The organism is Achromobacter sp. B7, from assembly GCF_003600685.1.
GTDB lineage: Bacteria > Pseudomonadota > Gammaproteobacteria > Burkholderiales > Burkholderiaceae_B > Achromobacter > Achromobacter spanius_B.
Map to the genome: position 1 here is coordinate 2981554 of NZ_CP032084.1, position 18756 is coordinate 3000309.

Sequence of the window (18756 nt, forward strand, 5' to 3'; positions counted from 1 at the left end):
AGCACAACTCATGCCCGGAGGCGTTCGATGCAAGACGTCGTGCAACTACGGCCTGAAGGCCTGTACTGTCCGGCTGGCCGGTTTTATATCGACCCCTGGCGGCCGGTGGACACCGCCGTGTTGACGCACGGCCACGGCGACCACGCCCGCGCGGGCATGGGCTGCTATCACACCAGCGCGCAGGGTTTGCCGATTCTGCAATGGCGGCTGGGGCAGCAGGATTACCGCGTGCATGAATACGGCGAAACCTTCACGCTGGGCAACGCCCGCGTGTCCTTGCATTCGGCGGGGCACGTGCTGGGCTCGGCCCAGGTGCGCATCGAAGTCGACGGCCAGGTATGGGTGGTGTCGGGCGACTACAAGCGCCAGCCCGACCCCACGTGCGCGCCATTCGAAGTCGTGCCCTGCGACACGTTCATCACCGAAGCCACCTTCGGCCTGCCGATCTACCGGTGGCCCGATACGTCCGACGTGGCGCGCGACATCGTTCAATGGCGCGACCATTGCGCGGCCCGTGGCGAGGCCGCCATCCTGTATTGCTACGCGCTGGGCAAGGCGCAGCGCGTGTTGGCGGAGCTGGCCCCATGGATCGACCGGCCCGTCTACCTGCACGGCGCCATCGCGGCCGGGGTCGACGTGTACCGCCAAGCCGGCATCGCCATGGCAGACACGCGCCTGGTGATTGACTCGGCAATCACCGACGCGGCCGACGTCGCCAGATCCGGCTTTGCCGGTGAACTGATCCTGGCGCCGCCGTCCGCCGCTGGCAGCAGCTGGCTGCGGCGCTTTCGCAAGGCGCAGCATGGGTTTGCGTCCGGCTGGATGCGGCTGCGTGGCAACCGTCGGCGGCGCAACATGGACCGGGGCTTTGTCGTGTCGGACCACGCCGACTGGCCGGCCTTGCTGCGTACCATCCGCGAGACCGGCGCGCGCCGCGTCATTGCCACCCATGGCGACACGGACGCACTGGTCCGCATCCTGAACGAAACCGGTACGGCGGCCGAAACCCTGGCCACCCAGTACGGCGAAGATGACTAACACGGCGAAGCCCACCCCCAGGAGGCCAACCCCGGCATGAAGCGATTTGCAGCGCTGTATCAGGAACTGGACCGTAGTACCGCCACCTTGGACAAGCGGGCGGCGCTGGTCACGTATTTTCGCGACGCACCGCCGCGCGACGCCGTATGGGCGCTGTACCTGCTGGCGGGCGGCAAGATCACCAGCGCGCGACGCAAGATCGCGGGGTCGGCCGAATTGCGCGCGTGGATCTCTGCCGCCTCGGATACCCCGGCGTGGCTGGTGGACGCCAGCTACGACCAGGTCGGTGACCTGGCGGAAACGCTGGCCTTGTTGATGCCCGACCCGGACCCCGCCCATGCCGACCCCGAGCGCGGCCTGGCCGACTGGATCGAAGAAGTGCTGCTGCCCATCGCCAACCGCGACGAGTCCGAACGCCGCGACATCATCGTGGCCGCCTGGCGCGGCATGGGGTTGTCGGAAAGGCTGGTGTTCAACAAGATGCTGACCGGCGCGCTACGGGTCGGCGTGTCGCAACGCATGGTGCAGCAGGCGCTGGCCGAAATGTCGGGGGTGCCCATCGCCCGGATCGCGCAGCGCATGCTGGGCACATGGACGCCCAGCCCGGCGTTCCTGCGCGATCTGCTCAGCGCCGAGGCGCTGCCCGGCGACCGCCAGCAGCCGTACCCGTTCTTCCTGGCCTCGCCCCTGGAAGCGGACCCGGCCACGCTCGGCCCCATCGACGACTGGTTGATCGAATGGAAGTGGGACGGCATCCGCGCCCAGCTCATTCGCCGCCATGGCGAAGTGGCGCTGTGGTCGCGCGGGGAAGAGCGGCTGGACGGAAGGTTCCCCGAAGTGGAGGCCGCCGCGCACGCCTTGCGGGTGGACTGCGTGCTGGACGGCGAACTGCTGGCCTGGCAGGAGGACGCCGCCGGCCCGATGCCGTTTTCCGCGTTGCAAACCCGCATCCAGCGGCTTAAGCCCGGCCCCAAGTGGCTGGCGGAAGCGCCCGTGCGCATGCTGGCTTATGACCTGCTGGAGCTGGACGGCGCCGACCTGCGCGACCGGCCCCAGTCGGAACGCCGCGCCATGCTGGAAACGCTGCTGCGGCTACACCCCGACCCGCGCCTGTCCTTATCCCCGGCGGTGTCGCCCGCCAGTTGGGAGGCGGCCGCCGCCTTGCGCATGGAATCGCGCGAACGCGATGTGGAAGGCTTCATGCTGAAGCGGGCGTCGGCCCCGTACCAAAGCGGGCGCCGGCGCGGCGACTGGTGGAAGTGGAAGATTGAACCGCTGACCATCGACGCCGTCTTGCTGTACGCCCAATCGGGCCATGGCCGCCGCAGCACGCTGTACACCGACTACACCTTCGGCCTGTGGCAGGGCGATGCGCTGGTGCCCATCGCCAAGGCCTACTCGGGCCTGGACGACAAGGAAATCCTGGAGCTGGACCGCTGGCTGCGCGCGCACACGCGCGAACGCTTTGGCCCCGTGCGCTCGGTGGACCCGGTGCAGGTATTTGAACTGGGGTTTGAAGGCGTCAACTTGTCCAAGCGCCATAAATCGGGCGTGGCGGTGCGCTTTCCGCGCATCCTTCGATGGCGGCGCGATAAGCCCGCGGATCAGGCCGACCAGCTGGACACGCTGAAGGCGCTGGCGCGATGACGGCACCCCCGCGCGGCTGGGACGCGCCGCTGTCGGCCTGGTTCAAAGCGCGCGGCTGGCGCCCGGCGGCTTTTCAGAAAGAGGCCTGGAAGCGTTACCTGGCAGGGGAATCCGGCCTGTTGCATACCCCCACCGGCAGCGGCAAGACGCTGGCGGCGTTTGGCGGGCCGATGCTGCAAGCGCTGGCCGATCGGGCCGGTGCCACACCCACGGCCGGCGCGGGGCCGCGCGTGCTGTGGGTGACGCCGCTGCGGGCGCTGGCCACCGACACGGCGCGCGCCCTGGCCGACACGGTGGCGGACCTGGACCTGGGCTGGACGGTGGCCTTGCGTACCGGCGACGCCAGCGCCCGCGACAAACGGCTGGCGCGCCAGGGCAAGGCCGATGTGCTGGTCATCACCCCCGAATCCCTGGCGCTGCTCTTGTCGTACGCGGACGCGTCGTCGCGCTTTCGGGCGCTGCGGTGCATCGTGGTGGATGAATGGCACGAGCTGCTGGGCAACAAGCGCGGCGTGTTGTTGCAGCTGTGTTTGGCGCGCCTGCGGCGCCTGTCGCCCGACGTGCGCATGTGGGGCCTGTCCGCCACGCTGGGCAATCTGGATGAAGCGCGCGACGTGTTGTTGCCGCATCAGCCGAACAGCGCAGTGGTGTCCGGCGCACGGCCGCGCAAGGTGACGCTGTCCACCTTGCTGCCCGAGCGCAGCGGCGCGTTGCCGTGGGCGGGGCATCTGGGCCTGTCGCAACTGGCGCGCGTGTACAAGCGCCTGTTCGACGTGCGCGCCAGCCTGCTGTTCACCAACACCCGCGCGCAGGCCGAGCTATGGCATCGTGCGCTGGAATCGATCTGGCCCGAAGACCCGGCCACGCTGGCGCTGCACCACGGCTCGCTGGACCCCAAGCTGCGCACCCGCGCGGAACAGGGCCTGCGCGACGGCAGCATCCGCTGCGTGGTGGCCACGTCCAGCCTGGACTTGGGCGTGGATTTTCCGGCGGTGGATCAGGTCTTGCAGGTGGGCAGCCCCAAAGGCGTGGCCCGGCTGCTGCAACGGGCCGGCCGCGCCAAGCACCGGCCCGGCGAATCCGGCCATGTGGTGTGCGTGCCGGCGCAGGCGCTGGAACTGGTCGAATACGCTGCCGCCCGCCAGGCCATCGCGCGCGGCGATATCGAGTCGCGACCCCCGCCGCGTGGCAGTCTTGACGTGCTGGCCCAGCACGCCGTCACGCTGGCATTGGGCGGCGGTTTCCAGGCGGACGCACTGTACGAAGAGGTGCGCGGCACGCACGCCTATGCCGCCCTGGACGCGCCCACTTGGCAGGCTGTGCTGGACTTCATCGTGCAGGGCGGCCGCGCCTTGTCGAACTACCCGGAATTTCGCCGCGTGGAAAAGGACGACGACGGCTGCTACCGCGTGCACGACCGCCGCATCGCGCTGCGCCATCGGCTGTCCATCGGCACCATCACGGCCGACGGCGCGGTGTCGGTGAAGTACCTGCGCGGCGGCAGCCTGGGGTCGGTGGAAGAGGGCTTTCTGGCCCGGCTGCGCCCCGGCGACCGCTTCCAGTTCGCCGGCCGCACGCTGGAGCTTGCGCGGCTGGAAGGCATGACGGCCTACGTGCGGCGTGCCAAGGGCGGCGACGGGCCGGTGGCCACGTGGCAGGGCGGGCGCATGCCGCTGTCCACCCAGTTGGCGCGCGAAGTGCAAAGCCTGTATGCCGATCCCGGCGATCACCCCGAGATGCGCGCCGTTGAGCCGCTGCTGCGCATCCAGCGCCAGGCCAGCGCGCTGCCGGCACCGGGCCGCCTGCTGGCCGAACAGATTGCCACGCGGCGCGGCATGCATCTGTTCCTGTTCCCGTTCGCGGGCCGCGCCGTGCACGAAGGCATGGCTGCCATGATGGCGCTGCGCTGGGGCCGGCGCCATCCCAATACCTTTTCCTATACGGTCAATGACTACGGCCTGATGCTGACGTCGGCCGAGCCCGCGCTGCTGGACGACGCCTTGCTGCGCCAATTGCTCAGCCCCGAACACATGGCCGCTGATTTGCGCGACGGCGTGAACCTGGGCGAACTGGCGCGGCGGCAGTTTCGCGAGATTGCCCGCGTGGCCGGATTGCTGACGCCGTCGCTGCCGGGCAGGGCCGCCCGTTCGTTGCGCCAGGTGCAGGCGTCCAGCGGCCTGCTGTACGACGTGCTGCGCCGCTACGATCCCGACCATCTTTTGCTGGCGCAGGCCGAACGCGAGGTGTTCGACAACCAGCTGGAAGCGCCCCGGCTGATGGCGGCGTTGCAAGATTGCCAGACGCGTACGCTGGACCTGTGCACGCCGCGCGCGCTGACGCCGCTGTCGTTTCCGCTGTGGACCGAAAGCCTGCGCGGGCAACTCAGTACCGAAACCTGGCAGGCCCGGGTCAAGCGCGCGGCCGCCCAACTAGAGAAACGCTATGCCCGAATTGCAGGATGACCCCTCGGCGCACGCCTTGCCCACGACGCTGGCCGGCGAGCCGGTGCTGCTGCTGGGCGAGCGCGCGTTGTATTGGCCGGCGCGCGCGCGGCTGGTCATCGCCGACCTGCATCTGGGCAAGGGCCACGTGTTTCGGCAGGCCGGTATCGCCGTGCCGCGCGGCGCCACGCAGGCCGACCTGGACCGGCTGACGCGCCTGGTCCACGACACAGGCGCGCAGCAGTTGTGGATTGTGGGAGATGTGCTGCATGGGCCGATGTCGCAGGCCGATTGGCGTGTGGACTGGGCGCAATGGCGGCGCGCCCACGCGGGGCTGGACGTGGCGGTGCTGATCGGCAATCACGACCGCGCGCTGGAGGGCGATGCGCTGGGCATGCGACAACTGGGCGACGAGCAGGCCGACGGCCCGTTTCTGTTCCGGCACCTGCCCAAGCCCGACGCGCAAGGCCGTCATGTGATCGCGGGCCACGTGCATCCCAAAACCCGATTGCCCGGCGTGCCCCGCCATTGGCCCGCATTCTGGCTGCAAGCGGGTGTCACCGTGCTGCCGGCGTTCTCGGATTTCACAGGGGGCCACGCCGTGTCCGTGCAAGCGGGGCAGACGGGGCGGACGGGGCGGACGGGGCATGGCGGACAGCAATTGGCCGCCTGCGTCCACGGCAGCGTGGTGCCGATAGGCTGGACGCCACCACGCGCGTAGTCCAGTCGTGTAGTCCAGTCGCGTGGCCCACTCGCGGAGCCCCGTCGCGTCGTGCCGTCGCGTCGTGCCGTCGCGTATCCCCCCGGCCGACCCGGCACTTATTACCGCCGTTGTAAGAAGTGCCGGGCAGGGCAGCCCCCCAAAAACCGGCCGGCCCCGGCAGCCGAAAGGGACCGGGCGCACCCCGCAACGCATGTTGCCCCGCTGCGCGGCACACCACTTGCTGCGTACCCGGCAGGCGCCCGCACGGGCCACACCCCGGTTCGTGCGAGGCAGGACCCACCTTCACAGGAGACTCACAATGAACCGTGACCCCAGGTACACGCCCCGGTATGACGATGACTTCGAACGCGATCCGGGCGCCGACGCCGGGCGGGGTGATCCGTACCGCCAGGCCCACCAGCGCGGGCGCTCGCAGGGCGACCCATATCGTGATCCCAATCGTGACCCCTATCGCAATCCCGGCTCGCAAGGCCAAGGGCGGGGCAACCGGGGCGCGGGCGACCAGGAACCCTGGCACGACCCCGCACCCTCGTACGGCTACCAGGGCGATGGCAATCGGCCCGCGCCTGGTGCACGCGAGTCGCGCGGCGGCCTGCGCAGCCGCAGCGCCGACCCCGGCCAAAGCAGCTACGGCGGGTTTCGCAACGAAGACCCGTCCTACCAGCGTGAACAGGTGTATGGCTCGCGCAACCCGTCCTACTCCGGCCCCACGTCGTATGGCGACGAAGAAGGCGGCTACTACGGCGACCGCCCGCGTTGGGGCGACGAGACCGGCGTGTCCTTCGAAACGGCTGAACGCGGCGGCTACAACCGTGGGCCCACCGCCTGGCGCGACCGGGGCTCGTTTCGCACCGACCCCAAGGGCTACACCCGGTCCGACGAGCGCGTGCGCGAAAACGTCTGCGAATACCTGGCGCACAGCGGTCTGGACGTCAGCGACGTGTCGGTCAGCGTGACCGATGGCCGCGTCACGTTGGAAGGCACCGCGCCGGACCGCCGCACCAAGCACCGCATTGAAGACTGCACCGACGCGTGCGCGGGCGTGCAAGACGTCGACAACCGCATCCGCATCGCGGGCAAGGGCGGCGCCGGGGAATCAACCGCCACCGGCGACACCGCCATTGGCGGCGGCCGGGAATAACGGCGCCACGCCATGAACGCCGAGCCCACCCCCACCCACGGCGCTGACGGGGACATCGACCCCGATCAGCAGCCCCGCGCGCTGGACGACTGCCGGCGCTGCGGGCTGTGGCGCAACGCCACGCAGGCGGTGGGGGGCGAAGGCGGACGCCGCGCAAGCATCATGCTGGTCGGCGAACAACCCGGCGACAAAGAAGACCTGGCCGGGCTACCTTTCGTTGGCCCGGCCGGCGCCTTGCTGGACAAGGCCTTGGCCGAAGCCGGGGTAGAGCGCCAGGCCGTCTATGTGACCAACGCCGTGAAGCACTTCAAATGGCAGCTGCGCGGCAAGCGCCGCATGCACAAGTCGCCCGCGCAGGTCGAGATTCGCGCCTGTTCGTACTGGCTGGATCAAGAGCTGGACGACATCCGGCCCAGCGTCATCGTGGCGCTGGGCGCAACGGCCCTGGGCGCCGTCATGCAGGACGCCAAGCGCACGTTGAAGGACGCGATGGGTCACGTGATGACGCGCGGCAACAGCCGGGTGCTGGCCACCTACCATCCGTCATTTGCGCTGCGCAGCCCCAGCCACGACAGCCGGGACGCCGCCTACCAGGCGATCGTCAAGGCGCTGGCGCGCGCCAAGCGGCTGGCCGACGAAGGCGGGTAGCGCAGCGGCCGGCACAAGCCATACGCGCCAAGCAACAAGTCCAGCAACAAGCCAGCAACCCGCGACAAGCCACCCGCCACAAGCAACAACCAATCTGCCCAGCCCTAACGATCAAGGAGGATCGACCCCATGAAATTCACCAAAGCCACCGGTGCGCACACGCAAGGCGACGCTGTCCTGTTCAACATGGAAACGGCCGGCGTCACGCGGCAATTTGAGATCTCGGGCGACGTCTTGCGGCGCCGCTTCGGCGCGGCGGACGACACCGCCACCGAACTGCTGCACGCGTTCGAAAACGCCGCCCAGGCGCTGCAAGACGCCGCCCAACGCGCAAAGGGGGTGCCCGCCGACGGCCCCATCCAGTTGGGCGAGGGCGATTTCGCCTGACGGACTCGTGGCGACGGCGGGCAAACATGGACATCCAGGCACCACCGAACGCGCCGTCGATCTGGGTGATCGGCGACGTGCACGGCTGCGTGGATTCGCTGGACGCCTTGCTGGCACGCCCCGAGATCGCCGACGACCCGCATTGCCGCCTGTGGTTCGTGGGCGACTTGATCAACCGGGGTCCGGATTCCGCCGCCACATTGCGGCGCGTCATGGCGCTGGGCGAACGGGCCACAGTGGTACTGGGCAATCATGACCTGCGCGCGCTGGGGATTGCTGCCGGCTGCATCCGCCCCGGGCGGCGGGACACATTGGATGAGCTGTTCGCCTCCCCCGACGCGGACGAGCTGCTGCACTGGCTGCGTCAGCGGCCCCTGATGCACATGGAAGCCGGCCATGTGCTGGTGCACGCCGGTATCTACCCCAGCTGGGACGTGCGCACCGCCCAGGCGCTGGCGGATGAAGCGCAGGCGCCGCTACGCGGAGATCGCTGGCGGGCCGTCATGCACGCATTGCACGGCGGCTCGCCGCGCGCCTGGTCGCCAAAACTGCATGGCGACTCGCGGCTGCGGTTCATCGTAGGCGCGTTCACGCGCATGCGGCTGTGCTCGCGCGATGGGGCCATGGCGCTGGGCGCCAAAGCCACCCCGGGCCATTGGCCGCAAGGCACCTTGCCGTGGTTCGACGTGCCCGGGCGGGCCTGCGTCGACACCCCCATCCTGTTCGGCCATTGGGCCACGCTAGGGTTATTGGTACGCCGTGACGTCACCTGCCTGGACACCGGCTGCGTGACGGGAGGCGTGCTGACGGCGCTGCGCGTGGCCGACCGAAAGTTGTTGCAGGTGGGGGCGGAAGCGTTGCAAGTCTGAGCCGCCGCCTGCCCGCTATTCAACGCTATTCAACATTGGACAGGGTCTGTAAAAACGCCGCGATGTCGCGCGCGTCCTGTTCCCGCAGGCCCAGGGCGGGCATGGCAGTGCCCGGCTTGATACGTTGCGGGTCCAGCAACCACTGCTGCATGGAATCAGGCGAATTCGGCACAACGCCGGCGATGCGCGAACGGTCCGCCATGCCATCCAGCGACGGGCCAACATAGTGGCGCGCGCCCGGCACGCCGGGGACGGCGTGGCAGGTCACGCACAGATACTGCTGCAACGCATCGCGCCCGGCCTTGGCATCGCCCAGGCGCATGTCGCCTGTGCGCATGTCGTCTACGCGCACGTCGCCTACGCGCACGTCGCCTGCGGGCATGTTGGCTACGCCCATTTCGCCTACGCGCACGTCGCCCGCGGGCATGTTGCCTACGCCCATTTCGCCTGCGCCCATTTCGCCCACGCGCCCGTCGCTTGGCCGCGCCTCTGTAGGCGCAATCGACGCGGAGGACGCCGCGCCCGAAGCCGGGTCACCGGGCGGTGCGGCGTCGCGATATTGCTGCGCCGATAGCGTCGGCAACACCCGCAGGTATCCCACCACGTCCCAAATCTGCTCGTCCGTCATGCGGTACTGCCAGGCCGGCATGCCGGTCATCTTGATGCCCTGGCGAATGATCCAGTAGACCTCGGCCGCCGGACGCTCCCGAGCGCTGGTCACCAGCGGCGGGGGCGGGGGATTCAGCCCCAGCGCATAGGGTTCGGGCGCCTGGCCCGGCCCACCGTGGCACTGCGCGCAATGCGCGCGGTACAGCGCATCGCCGCGCCGTATGCGCTGCGGGCTGTCCAGGTCCGGGACCTTGATATCCGCCGACCGCAACTTCACCGACCGCGTGGACGCCACGTCCAGCAGGGCGTAGACGGGCATGGTGTGCGGGCCGGTGGCGCTGACGTCATACCAGCCGAAGTAGACAACCGCGCTGCCGACCGCCGCGCCCGCAACCGCCAACGCGGCGACACACCAGGCAGCGATACGTGGCCAGCGTCTCATTGCGCCTCCTGTCCCTTGGGCAAGCTCAGCAAGAACGCCGCAATGTCTTGGGCCTCGGCCTGGCTCAAGCCGACGTTCGGCATGGCGGTGCGCGGATTGATGGCGGGTGGGTCCATCAACCAGCGGACCAGATTGGCGGGCGTGTTGGGCAGCAGCCCCGTCAAATAGGCCTGACGCCCCAGATTGTCCAGGGGCGGCCCCACGGCGGATGCCGGACCGCGCACCGTCGGCACGGCGTGGCAGGCCAGGCAACCGTGGTTGGACACCAGCTGCCGCCCGCGCGCCGCGTTGGCAGTGCTGGGCAGGGCGTCAGCGGACAGGTTCTGCGCCAATGGCGGACGCTCGTCCCCGCACGCCGCCAGCAACGACAGCGCGGCAGCGCCAAGCAGGATGAGGGGAGGGCGAGCGATAAGGCGCAAGAGGGTCTGACGTCCAGCGGCTGAGATACCTGCCAACCGCCAGCAAGTGTCGTGCCGCCCGACGCTGACCTCGCGCGCTCACCGCGTTCGGCAGCGTGAAAATACAACGCGTTGCAAGGCCCCAGGGTATGCCACAGGCTGCCCAGGTATGCCACATGCTGACGCGCGGCATGGCCGCCATCCTTTCCTACGTGCTTGCCACCGCGCAGGCGGATTCCGCCGGGACGCGCTTGCCTGCTGCAATTTCGCGCGGGCCGGCAGGCGACGGCGCGCATGTCATTGCCGACATCAGCCAAGTCCTGTTCATCGGCGCCACGGCGATTTTCGTGGTGGTGTTCGCGTTGGTGGCCGTGGCGCTGTTTGGCCCGGCCGCCGCGCGTCGGCGTCTGTCCAGCCCCGCGCTGATCGTCGGCGCGGGCATCGCGTTTCCGGTAGTCGCGCTGACTGCGTTGCTGGTCTACGTGTTGAGCACAGGGCCTTCCATGGCCGGCGACGGCGCCAAGCCTGCGGTGCGCATCGCCGTCAAGGGCGAACTCTGGTGGTGGCGGGTGCGCTACCACGACGCGTCGGGCGCCGTCTTGTTCGACACCGCCAACGACATTCGCATACCCGTTGGCGCATGGGTTGAGTTCGAGCTGAGTTCCGACAACGTCATCCACAGCTTCTGGGTGCCCGAACTGGCGGGCAAGCTGGACATGATTCCCGGCCGCGTGAACCGCCTGCGGGTACGCGCGCAGGCGGCAGGCACGTTTACCGGGCAATGCGCCGAATATTGCGGCGCGCAACACGCCAACATGAAGTTCAACGTGGTGGCGTTGGAACCCGACGCGTACCAAGCATGGCAAGACGCACAGGTGCGGCCGGCTGAGGTGCGGCCGGCTGAGGTGCGGCCGGCTCAGGCGCGGCCGGCTGAGGCGCGGCCGGCTCAGGTGCGGCCGGCTGAGGCGCGGCCGGCTGAGGTGCGGCCGGCCGAGGCGTCCGCGCCCACGCTGCATCAGGGCGCGCAAGTCTTCCAGCAAGCGTGCGCGCAATGCCACACCGTGCGCGGCACGGCGGCCCGGGGCGCGCTGGGCCCAGACCTGACCCACGTAGGCAGCCGCCTGTCACTGGCAGCCGGTGTGCTGCCTAACAACGTAGGCGCGCTGGCCGGGTGGATCGCCGACAGCCAACACATCAAACCGGGCAACCCCATGCCGTCCTTCAACCAACTGCCAGGCGAAGATCTGCGCGCCGTGGCCCGCTACCTGGAAAGCCTGAAGTGAGCGATAACGCCCAGCCCCCCGCGACCGCCACCCCACAAGCGCCACCCGTGGGCGCCTTGTTGACCCCCAAGCTGCCCAATCCTTCGCCGCGCCCGCAGGAAGAAGAGGGCGCGCTGTTGCGGGCGTGGTGGCGGCCCAGTGGCTGGCGCCTGGTTACCGTGGTCGATAACGCGTCGATTGGCTTGCTTTATATCGCCACGGCCTTTCTCTTCTTCCTGTTAGCCGGCGTACTGGCGCTATTGATGCGCACGCAATTGGCCGCGCCCGATAGCCACCTGATCGGGCACGCGCTGTACAACCAGCTGTTCACCATGCACGGCACCGTGATGATGTTTCTGTTCGCCGTGCCCGCCGTGGAAGCCATTGCCGTATTGTTGTTGCCCAACATGCTGGGCGCGCGCGACCTGCCGTTTCCCCGACTGTCGGCCTATGCCTACTGGGCCTATGCGGTGGGCGGGCTGGTGTTTTTTTGCAGCATCTTCTTTGGCCTGGCGCCCGACGGCGGCTGGTTCATGTACCCCCCGCTGACCGGCTCGCAATATTCGCCCGCCATGAACGCGGACTTGTGGCTGCTGGGCATCGGCTTCATCGAAATATCGGCCATCGCGGGGGCCATCGAACTGGCCGTGGGTATTCTGCGCACGCGTGCGCCGGGCATGAGCCTGGACAAGATGCCGATCTTTGCGTGGGTGATGCTGGTGTTTTGCGGCATGGTCATCATTGCGTTTCCCGCGGTCATCGTGGCCACGGCGCTGCTGGAACTGGAACGCGCCTTCGACATGCCGTTCTTCATCACGCAACGCGGCGGCGACCCCTTGCTGTGGCAGCACTTGTTCTGGTTCTTTGGCCACCCCGAGGTCTACATCATCTTCCTGCCCGCCGCCGGCATGGTGTCGATGATGGTGCCCGCCATGACGGGCGTGCCGCTGGTGGGCTACCGCTGGGTGGTCATGGCGGTGGTGGGCACCGGGTTTCTCAGCTTCGGCCTGTGGGTGCACCACATGTTCGCCACCGGCATCCCGGCGCTGTCGCTAAGCTTTGCGTCGGCGGCAAGCATGGCCGTGTCGGTGCCCACGGCCATCCAGGTATTCGCCTGGATCGCGACGATAGCGGCGGCGCTGCGCTTGCGGCCTTTAAAGACGCCGATGCTGTTCATCCTGGGGTTCTTCTTCATCTTTGTGCTGGGCGGACTGACCGGCGTGATGGTGGCCGTGATTCCGTTCGACCTGCAAGCGCACGACTCGTATTTCGTCGTCGCGCATTTGCACTATGTGCTGTTCGGCGGGATGGTGTTCCCGCTGTTCGCGGCGTTCTATTTCTGGACGCCGCTGGTCAGCAGGCGCGCCTTGTCCGAACGCCTGGGGCGCTGGGCATTCTGGTTGATGTTCGTGGGCTTTAACGTCACGTTTTTTCCCATGCATTTCACGGGCCTGGCCGGCATGCCGCGCCGCGTCTATACCTACGCCGAGAGCCAAGGCTGGGGCCTGCTTAACATGGTGTCCACCGTGGGCGCCTACCTGATCGCGGCCGGCGTGCTGGTGTTCATCTGGGACCTGGCGCGCAACTTCCGCCCGGCCATCGGCCGTAACGCCGGCAACGTCTGGAACGCGGGCACGCTGGAATGGCTACCCAGCGAAATCTATGGCGTGCGCAGCATTCCACGCGTGACCTCGCGCGAACCTCTATGGGACCAGCCTGGCCTGGCGCGCGATGTGGCCGCTGGCCGCTATTTCTTGCCTTCCGCACCATCGGGAACGCGCTCAACGCTGGTGACCAGCGCCGTGGACGCGCAGCCCGATTACGTGTTGCCGCTGCCCGGCCCGGGATGGTTGCCGCTGTTGGCCGCCCTGGGCACGGCAGGATTCTTCTTGCTGCTTACCTTCAAGATGCATGCGTTGGCAGCAGCCTGCGGCGTGCTGGCAGTGGCATCGTTGTGGCGTTGGTTGTGGGACGCCGACACCGGGCCGGACTACGCGCCCGTAGACATCGGGGCGAGCGAGCGTGTGCCGATGATGTGCTCGGGCGCGGCTTCCCATTACGGCTGGGCCATGACGCTGCTGGTGATCGTCTGCGCCAGCATTTTCGGATCGTTGTGCTTTGCGTATCTATTCCTGTGGACCACGGCGCCCGGCGCCTGGCCGGACGTCGCGGAACTGGCCGGCGTGGGGCGCCCCGTGCTATCCGCCTGCCTGCTGCTGGGCGGCTCCGCGCTGGTGGCGCGCTGCGGGCATTGGCTGCGCGTGAAACAGCATGGCCTGTTCAGGGCCGGCATGGTAACGGGCGCGGTGTTGCTGGGCGTGGCCTCCGGGCTTGAGCTCCATGGACACTGGGCACATGGGCTGCGGCCGCAGGCCTCTGCCTATGCGGCGGCCGTGTACGCGGTGTCTGGCTTGCAGGCATTTTTTGCATTGATCGCCATGACGATGGGCGCGTTCACGGTGGCACGCTCGGTTGCGGGCAGGCTGTCTTACACACGGCGCGCCTGCTATCACGCCACGATGATGATGTGGCACTACACCGTGGCACAGGGTCTGTTGGGGTTGGGGCTGATGCACGCCTTTCCCCGGCTGGTGGGGTAGGGCGATGAAGCTGCCCCCGACCCCGCGCCTGACCTCGCCATTCGGCCGCGACCTGTTGTTGCTGATTGCCGGCCCGCTCATCTGGATGGTGCACTTTCTAAGTATCTACATCGTCAACGCATTGGCATGCGCGCGGCCCGCTTCCGCGCTCGCGATGCAGGCGGCCGGCCTGCCAGTGTCGTCCTGGGTAATTATTGCCGCCAGCGTCGCCGCGTGGATGGCAATAGCGGCGGCCGCGCGCCACGCGGCCCGCCGGTCCAGACGTGAAAACGCCCCGGACGGCGCGCGCTTTCGCGCTTGGCTGACCGGGGCGTTGTGCGTGTTGTCGGCGTTGGCGGTCGTTTGGCAGACCGTGCCGGTTTTCCTGGTTGCCGCCTGCGGCTAGCGGCCTGGCGTCAAGGCTACTTTTTCACGCCTTGTTCCAGCGTCTTCGCCATTTGCAGATGCTGCTGCAAGGTGGGCAGGGTCTCGGTCGCGAACTGCTTGACCTCCGGGTCCTTGGCATTCTTGGATGCGTCTTCAAACAGCTTGACCGCATCTTCGTGCGCCGACACGCCCACGCCTTCGGCATAGGCCTTGTCAAACCCGTCGTCGCGCATGCCCAGCGTCTTCAGCTTGGCTTGCTGCATCAACGACGGCTCGGTCGGCGCGTCATAGCCCTTGCTCTTCGCCAGGCTGGCCAGCTTTTGTCCGGCCTTGCCGTGGTCGTCGATCATCTTCTGCGCAAAGCTCTTGATTTCAGCGTTCTGCGACTTCTGCAGGGCAAGCTTGCTGCCTTCCACTTCCATATGACCCGACTGTGCGGCATTTTCCAGAAAATCGCGGTCTTTGCTGTCCAGCTTGGAATCGGCGGCCATCGGCGCGGCGGGCGCGGTGGGCGAAGTCTGCTGCGCAACAGCGGCGGTGCCAACGCCAATCGCGGCAACCGAAAGCAGGGCGGCAGTAAGGGTGCGAGTTTTCATGTACGTCTCCCAAGGGGGTGGCGCGACGCGCCGTTGATAAGAACTACCCTTGTGCTATCCAGCAAACCGCGTTCCCGCCGTCATGGCTTGTTCTCGGATTCCTCAAGCGTGGAATTTTCCGGCACGGGGTGTTCGGTCTGGTTGATTACGCTGAATTCACCGGTGGGTTCCAGATACGCGCGCTTGACGCGGCTGATGTCGCCCACGCCTTTCAGGCGCAGTTGTTCCATCAATTCGCCCCGGCTGATGTGTTCGCGCTTCAAACCCGCCACAAGGATGCGGCCATCGCGGATCAGGCAGATACGCTGCGGTTCCAGAAAGCGCTGCAAGGGCGGGATGTAATAGCACAGGCGATCCAGCAGATAGCTCCACCCGACAATCGTCGTGACGACGATGATGCCGTCGCCCATGGAATAAGAATCGCCCGACATGGCATTACCCGCCGCGTCGGCCACCAGCACCAACACCAGCATGTCCGCCACGCCCAACGACCCCATGTCGCGGCGCCCCGATATGCGCAGCAACGCATACAACACCCAATACATGGTGGTGCCGCGGACCATCATTTCCGCGAACCCGGCTTGAAGCGCAAAAATTTCAGCAATATCCGACATCGTGGCGACAACGCGTAAGCCGCGCTGGGGCGGCGATGCCGAGGAAGCAGCAAATGCCGTGCCTGTGGGGGGGCTGGCCGTGTGGCCCCTGAGATACGAGTTCAAATACGGTCTCAAATGCGCGCGCAGATCCGGGCTTGACTGCGCGCGCATAGACGCCGGCCGCCTACGCGCTGCTGTCGGCCAGCAGGGGTTGCGCAGGCAACGCGCCGCGCAGGGATTCCAGCAATACGCGTTTGTTCTCCCGGCTTCGGTAGGCGTGTTCGCGCATCAGATTTTCAGCGCGGACCGCTTCGCGGCGCGAGATGGCGCGCAACAGATCTTCGTGATCGGCTTGCGCACGCAGCACAAACGGCGTTTCCAACAGCGAAGGGGTCGACGGCAATGTCAGCGCGGCGGGGCCTGCCAACGGCGTCTTGTTGTTGTGTTCGAGCGCCGATAACAAGGCGCGATTGCCTGCGGCGGCGCACAGGATTTCGTGGAACCGGCGGTTGATTTGCCCCCAGGCGCGGGCGTCGACCGTGGTGTTGGGGTCGCGGCGCGCCGGGGCCAACAGCGCGCGGCCTTCATCCACCGCCTGCGTCAGTTGGTCCAGCACCTCTTGCGAAGCCCCGCGCTCAGCCAACAGCCGCGCCGCCATCCCTTCCAGCACGCCGCGCACGTCTACGGCGTCGCCGATCTCGTCCACGGTAAAGGCCCGCACGCGAAAACCCCGCGAAGGCAAGCGTTCAAGCAGGCCCTCTTTTTCAAGTTCGGTCAGGGCAATGCGCAGCGGGGTGCGCGAAACGCCCAGACGCGCCGAGAACTGCAACTCCACGACACGCTCGCCGGGCTGCAACGCGCCCGAAAGCACCATGTCCCGAAGTTCTGAAATGACTTTATCGATCTGAGCGGCCATAGAGCGGTGGCAAAGGCTGAAGAGTGTCGGAAGGGCTCAAGTGTACCCAGAAAATTGCATGCAATCGGACGGATAAGAACAGATTGCGTATTGCGAATCCTCAAAATTGCATGCAATAATTCGGAAAAACAACGGAAGGCGGGCAAATAACCCGCCCAATGCATGCAACGGGATACTCCGCTGCATGCCTTAGCCGCCAAACGTACAGGAGACAAAATGAAGCTGATCAGCTTCCTGGATGCCGGGCGCCAAGCCTGGGGCGTGGTACAGGGACCCGACGTCGTGGTGTTGACTCACGTATGGCCCAACGTCATCGCGGCGTTGGAAGCCGGCGTGGAGCAGATCGCGGGCGCTGCACAGGCCGACGGCATGCCGCGCCGGTCTTTGGCTGATCTGCAATGGCTGCCGCCCGTGCCGGCCCCTCGCAAAATCTTGTGCGTCGGGCTGAACTACGGACGCCACGTGGCCGAAGCCGGCCGCGAACTTCCCGCGCACCCGTCCTTGTTTGTCCGCTTTGCGGATAGCGTGGTGGGCCATGGGCAGGCGGTGTGGAAGCCGCGCGCCTCCGACCGCTTCGACTACGAGGGCGAACTGGCCGTGGTAATCGGGCGCGGTGGACGTCACATTGCAGCCGCAGACGCGCTGGCGCATGTGGCCGGCTACACCTGCATGGCCGAAAACTCGGTGCGCGACTTCCAAAAGCACAACGCGCAGGTCACGCCTGGCAAGAACTTCGAACGCAGCGGCGCCGTCGGACCGTGGCTGGTCACGGCGGACGAAGTGGGCAACCCGATCCGGTTGCAGGTGCGGTCCCGGTTGAACGGCGAACTGATGCAACAGGGCGACGTGTCGGACCTGATCTTCCCCATTCCAGAATTGATCGCCTACATCAGCGCATTCACCCCTTTATCGCCGGGCGACATCATCGCCACCGGCACGCCCGAAGGGGTGGGTTCCAGCCGCAAGCCGCCGCGATTCATGGCCGCGGGCGACACCTTGGAAGTGGACATTCCCGGCGTGGGCACGCTGGTCAACACCGTGGCCGACGAACCGGCCCATGCATCGGGAGACGCGCATGAATGATGCGCTGCTGTATCTGACAGAGCGGGACGTCGTCTCGGCGTTGAACATCCCCCGCGCCATCGACGCGCTGCACAGCATGCTGGTGGCGCAAGCCCGTGAGCAAGCCCGCAACCTGCCCAAAACACTGGCCACCTGGGGCGACGGCAGCTCAATGCATGCATTGGGTTCCGTGCAGACGGGGCAGGGCGGCTACGCCGGTTTCAAGACCTGGGTGCACACGAAGGCGGGCGGCGGGTCGCTGTTCAGTCTGTTCGACGCGCACACCGGCACCTTGCGCGCCGTGATCGAAGCGCGGGCGCTGGGCATGTTGCGCACCGCGGCGATCAGCGGCGTGGCCACACGGGCGCTGGCCCCGGCCGACGCTACGCGGGCCGCGTTGATCGGCACCGGCCCGCAGGCCGTCACGCAATTGGCTGCGCTGGCGGCGGTGCGTCCATTACGACGAGTCCGCGTCTACAGCCCCACCCCCGACAAGCGCCGCGCCTTCGTGGCCAGCATGGCGGGCAAGTATGGGTTCGACGTCCAGGAGTCGCCAAGCCTTGAGCACGCGCTGGAGGGCGGCGACATCGTCACGTTGATCACCCGCGCCGTCGAGCCGTTCGTCAATGCCGCCATGTTGGCCGATTGCCGGCACCTGAACGCCGTGGGCGCCATCCTGCCCGCCAAGGCCGAGTTTGCCCAGGACGTGTTCGAGCTGGCCGACGAGGTAGTGGTCGACGACCTTGAAAACGCCCGCAAGGGCTCGCGCGAACTGCGCGAACGCTTTGGATCGGATGCCGCGCCGTGGGACAGCGTGTCGGTGCTGGGCCAGTGGCTGGCGGACGGCAAGGCACGACCCAGGGACGCGAGGCTGACGATATTCAAGGGCATGGGGATGGGCCTGTCCGACCTGGCGATGGCGCGCGTGGTCTATGAGCACGCCCGCGAACACGGCCTGGGCGTGGCGCTGCCCCCGCAGACCCGCGAAAACCTGCTGCTGGCGCAGCCCTGATC

At 67.5% G+C, this 18756-nt stretch carries 18 protein-coding genes; 13 read left to right on the forward strand and 5 right to left on the reverse strand.

What is annotated here, in order from left to right; translation table 11 throughout:
- Positions 1-27: 27 nt before the first annotated feature.
- The 8 genes from DVB37_RS13495 (at position 28) to DVB37_RS13530 (ending at position 8895) form a co-directional block, all read left to right on the forward strand.
- Complete coding sequence (locus DVB37_RS13495; protein ID WP_104145494.1) at positions 28-1038, forward strand: ligase-associated DNA damage response exonuclease; 1011 nt, start codon at positions 28-30, stop codon at positions 1036-1038.
- A 36-nt stretch (positions 1039-1074) separates the two neighbouring features.
- Positions 1075-2685, forward strand: coding sequence for an ATP-dependent DNA ligase (locus DVB37_RS13500; protein WP_120155616.1), 1611 nt, complete (start codon positions 1075-1077; stop codon positions 2683-2685).
- Positions 2682-5147, forward strand: coding sequence for a ligase-associated DNA damage response DEXH box helicase (locus DVB37_RS13505; protein WP_120155619.1), 2466 nt, complete (start codon positions 2682-2684; stop codon positions 5145-5147). The genes DVB37_RS13500 and DVB37_RS13505 overlap by 4 nt, the downstream gene beginning before the upstream one ends.
- Entirely contained in the window at positions 5128-5847 is a 720-nt protein-coding gene (gene pdeM, locus DVB37_RS13510; protein WP_120155621.1) for a ligase-associated DNA damage response endonuclease PdeM, read from the forward strand. Before DVB37_RS13505 ends, pdeM begins: the two co-directional genes overlap by 20 nt.
- 301 nt (positions 5848-6148) lie before the next feature.
- On the forward strand, positions 6149-6991 hold the full coding sequence (locus tag DVB37_RS13515) for a BON domain-containing protein (protein WP_046805683.1): 843 nt from the start codon (positions 6149-6151) through the stop codon (positions 6989-6991).
- 12 nt (positions 6992-7003) lie between these two features.
- The gene (locus DVB37_RS13520) at positions 7004-7639 is read left to right on the forward strand and encodes a UdgX family uracil-DNA binding protein (protein ID WP_120155623.1); all 636 of its coding nucleotides are present in this window, start codon (positions 7004-7006) and stop codon (positions 7637-7639) included.
- Positions 7640-7768: 129 nt separating this feature from the next.
- Positions 7769-8026 carry a DUF1488 family protein gene (locus DVB37_RS13525; RefSeq protein WP_046805685.1) on the forward strand — a complete coding sequence of 86 codons (258 nt, stop codon included), beginning with the start codon at positions 7769-7771 and terminating at the stop codon, positions 8024-8026.
- 26 nt (positions 8027-8052) lie between these two features.
- Positions 8053-8895 (forward strand): symmetrical bis(5'-nucleosyl)-tetraphosphatase, encoded by an 843-nt coding sequence (locus tag DVB37_RS13530; RefSeq protein WP_120155625.1) that lies wholly within the window; start codon positions 8053-8055, stop codon positions 8893-8895.
- A gap of 25 nt (positions 8896-8920) precedes the next feature.
- On the opposite strand, the gene DVB37_RS28670 is transcribed toward DVB37_RS13530, so the two are convergent.
- Both DVB37_RS28670 and DVB37_RS13545 read right to left on the reverse strand, forming a co-directional pair.
- Positions 8921-9946, reverse strand: a complete 1026-nt coding sequence (locus DVB37_RS28670; protein ID WP_240434109.1) for a c-type cytochrome — start codon at positions 9944-9946, stop codon at positions 8921-8923.
- Complete coding sequence (locus tag DVB37_RS13545; protein ID WP_120155627.1) at positions 9943-10365, reverse strand: cytochrome c family protein; 423 nt, start codon at positions 10363-10365, stop codon at positions 9943-9945. The genes DVB37_RS28670 and DVB37_RS13545 overlap by 4 nt, the downstream gene beginning before the upstream one ends.
- A gap of 128 nt (positions 10366-10493) precedes the next feature.
- Here DVB37_RS13545 and DVB37_RS13550 point away from each other — a divergent pair, with 128 nt between their 5' ends.
- From DVB37_RS13550 to DVB37_RS13560, 3 genes are read left to right on the forward strand one after another with little or no spacing between them, the layout of a single operon-like run.
- Entirely contained in the window at positions 10494-11627 is a 1134-nt protein-coding gene (locus tag DVB37_RS13550; RefSeq protein ID WP_240434110.1) for a c-type cytochrome, read from the forward strand.
- Positions 11628-11674: 47 nt separating this feature from the next.
- Positions 11675-14206 carry a cbb3-type cytochrome c oxidase subunit I gene (locus DVB37_RS13555; protein ID WP_120157486.1) on the forward strand — a complete coding sequence of 844 codons (2532 nt, stop codon included), beginning with the start codon at positions 11675-11677 and terminating at the stop codon, positions 14204-14206.
- Between the two features lie 4 nt (positions 14207-14210).
- Positions 14211-14591, forward strand: coding sequence for a hypothetical protein (locus tag DVB37_RS13560; RefSeq protein WP_120155630.1), 381 nt, complete (start codon positions 14211-14213; stop codon positions 14589-14591).
- Between the two features lie 16 nt (positions 14592-14607).
- Here the strand turns inward: DVB37_RS13560 and DVB37_RS13565 are convergent, their stop codons facing one another.
- From DVB37_RS13565 to DVB37_RS13575, 3 genes are all read right to left on the reverse strand, one after another.
- Complete coding sequence (locus DVB37_RS13565; RefSeq protein WP_120155632.1) at positions 14608-15168, reverse strand: DUF4142 domain-containing protein; 561 nt, start codon at positions 15166-15168, stop codon at positions 14608-14610.
- A gap of 80 nt (positions 15169-15248) precedes the next feature.
- Entirely contained in the window at positions 15249-15734 is a 486-nt protein-coding gene (locus tag DVB37_RS13570; RefSeq protein ID WP_240434111.1) for a DUF421 domain-containing protein, read from the reverse strand.
- 214 nt (positions 15735-15948) lie between these two features.
- A complete protein-coding gene (locus DVB37_RS13575; protein ID WP_104145486.1) occupies positions 15949-16680 on the reverse strand; it encodes a GntR family transcriptional regulator in 732 nt (243 codons plus the stop codon).
- Between the two features lie 216 nt (positions 16681-16896).
- Between DVB37_RS13575 and DVB37_RS13580 the strand changes: the two genes are divergently transcribed.
- Entirely contained in the window at positions 16897-17763 is an 867-nt protein-coding gene (locus DVB37_RS13580; protein ID WP_120155637.1) for a fumarylacetoacetate hydrolase family protein, read from the forward strand.
- Positions 17756-18754, forward strand: coding sequence for an ornithine cyclodeaminase family protein (locus tag DVB37_RS13585; protein ID WP_120155639.1), 999 nt, complete (start codon positions 17756-17758; stop codon positions 18752-18754). Before DVB37_RS13580 ends, DVB37_RS13585 begins: the two co-directional genes overlap by 8 nt.
- Positions 18755-18756 lie beyond the last annotated feature (2 nt).

Coding starts and splice junctions, on each gene's coding strand:
- DVB37_RS13495 (WP_104145494.1), top strand. CDS start 28: ATGCAAGACGTCGTGCAACTACGGCCTGAAGGCCTGTACTGTCCGGCT.
- DVB37_RS13500 (WP_120155616.1), top strand. CDS start 1,075: ATGAAGCGATTTGCAGCGCTGTATCAGGAACTGGACCGTAGTACCGCC.
- DVB37_RS13505 (WP_120155619.1), top strand. CDS start 2,682: ATGACGGCACCCCCGCGCGGCTGGGACGCGCCGCTGTCGGCCTGGTTC.
- pdeM (WP_120155621.1), top strand. CDS start 5,128: ATGCCCGAATTGCAGGATGACCCCTCGGCGCACGCCTTGCCCACGACG.
- DVB37_RS13515 (WP_046805683.1), top strand. CDS start 6,149: ATGAACCGTGACCCCAGGTACACGCCCCGGTATGACGATGACTTCGAA.
- DVB37_RS13520 (WP_120155623.1), top strand. CDS start 7,004: ATGAACGCCGAGCCCACCCCCACCCACGGCGCTGACGGGGACATCGAC.
- DVB37_RS13525 (WP_046805685.1), top strand. CDS start 7,769: ATGAAATTCACCAAAGCCACCGGTGCGCACACGCAAGGCGACGCTGTC.
- DVB37_RS13530 (WP_120155625.1), top strand. CDS start 8,053: ATGGACATCCAGGCACCACCGAACGCGCCGTCGATCTGGGTGATCGGC.
- DVB37_RS28670 (WP_240434109.1), bottom strand. CDS start 9,946: ATGAGACGCTGGCCACGTATCGCTGCCTGGTGTGTCGCCGCGTTGGCG.
- DVB37_RS13550 (WP_240434110.1), top strand. CDS start 10,494: ATGCCACAGGCTGCCCAGGTATGCCACATGCTGACGCGCGGCATGGCC.
- DVB37_RS13560 (WP_120155630.1), top strand. CDS start 14,211: ATGAAGCTGCCCCCGACCCCGCGCCTGACCTCGCCATTCGGCCGCGAC.
- DVB37_RS13565 (WP_120155632.1), bottom strand. CDS start 15,168: ATGAAAACTCGCACCCTTACTGCCGCCCTGCTTTCGGTTGCCGCGATT.
- DVB37_RS13570 (WP_240434111.1), bottom strand. CDS start 15,734: ATGATGGTCCGCGGCACCACCATGTATTGGGTGTTGTATGCGTTGCTG.
- DVB37_RS13575 (WP_104145486.1), bottom strand. CDS start 16,680: ATGGCCGCTCAGATCGATAAAGTCATTTCAGAACTTCGGGACATGGTG.
- DVB37_RS13580 (WP_120155637.1), top strand. CDS start 16,897: ATGAAGCTGATCAGCTTCCTGGATGCCGGGCGCCAAGCCTGGGGCGTG.
- DVB37_RS13585 (WP_120155639.1), top strand. CDS start 17,756: ATGAATGATGCGCTGCTGTATCTGACAGAGCGGGACGTCGTCTCGGCG.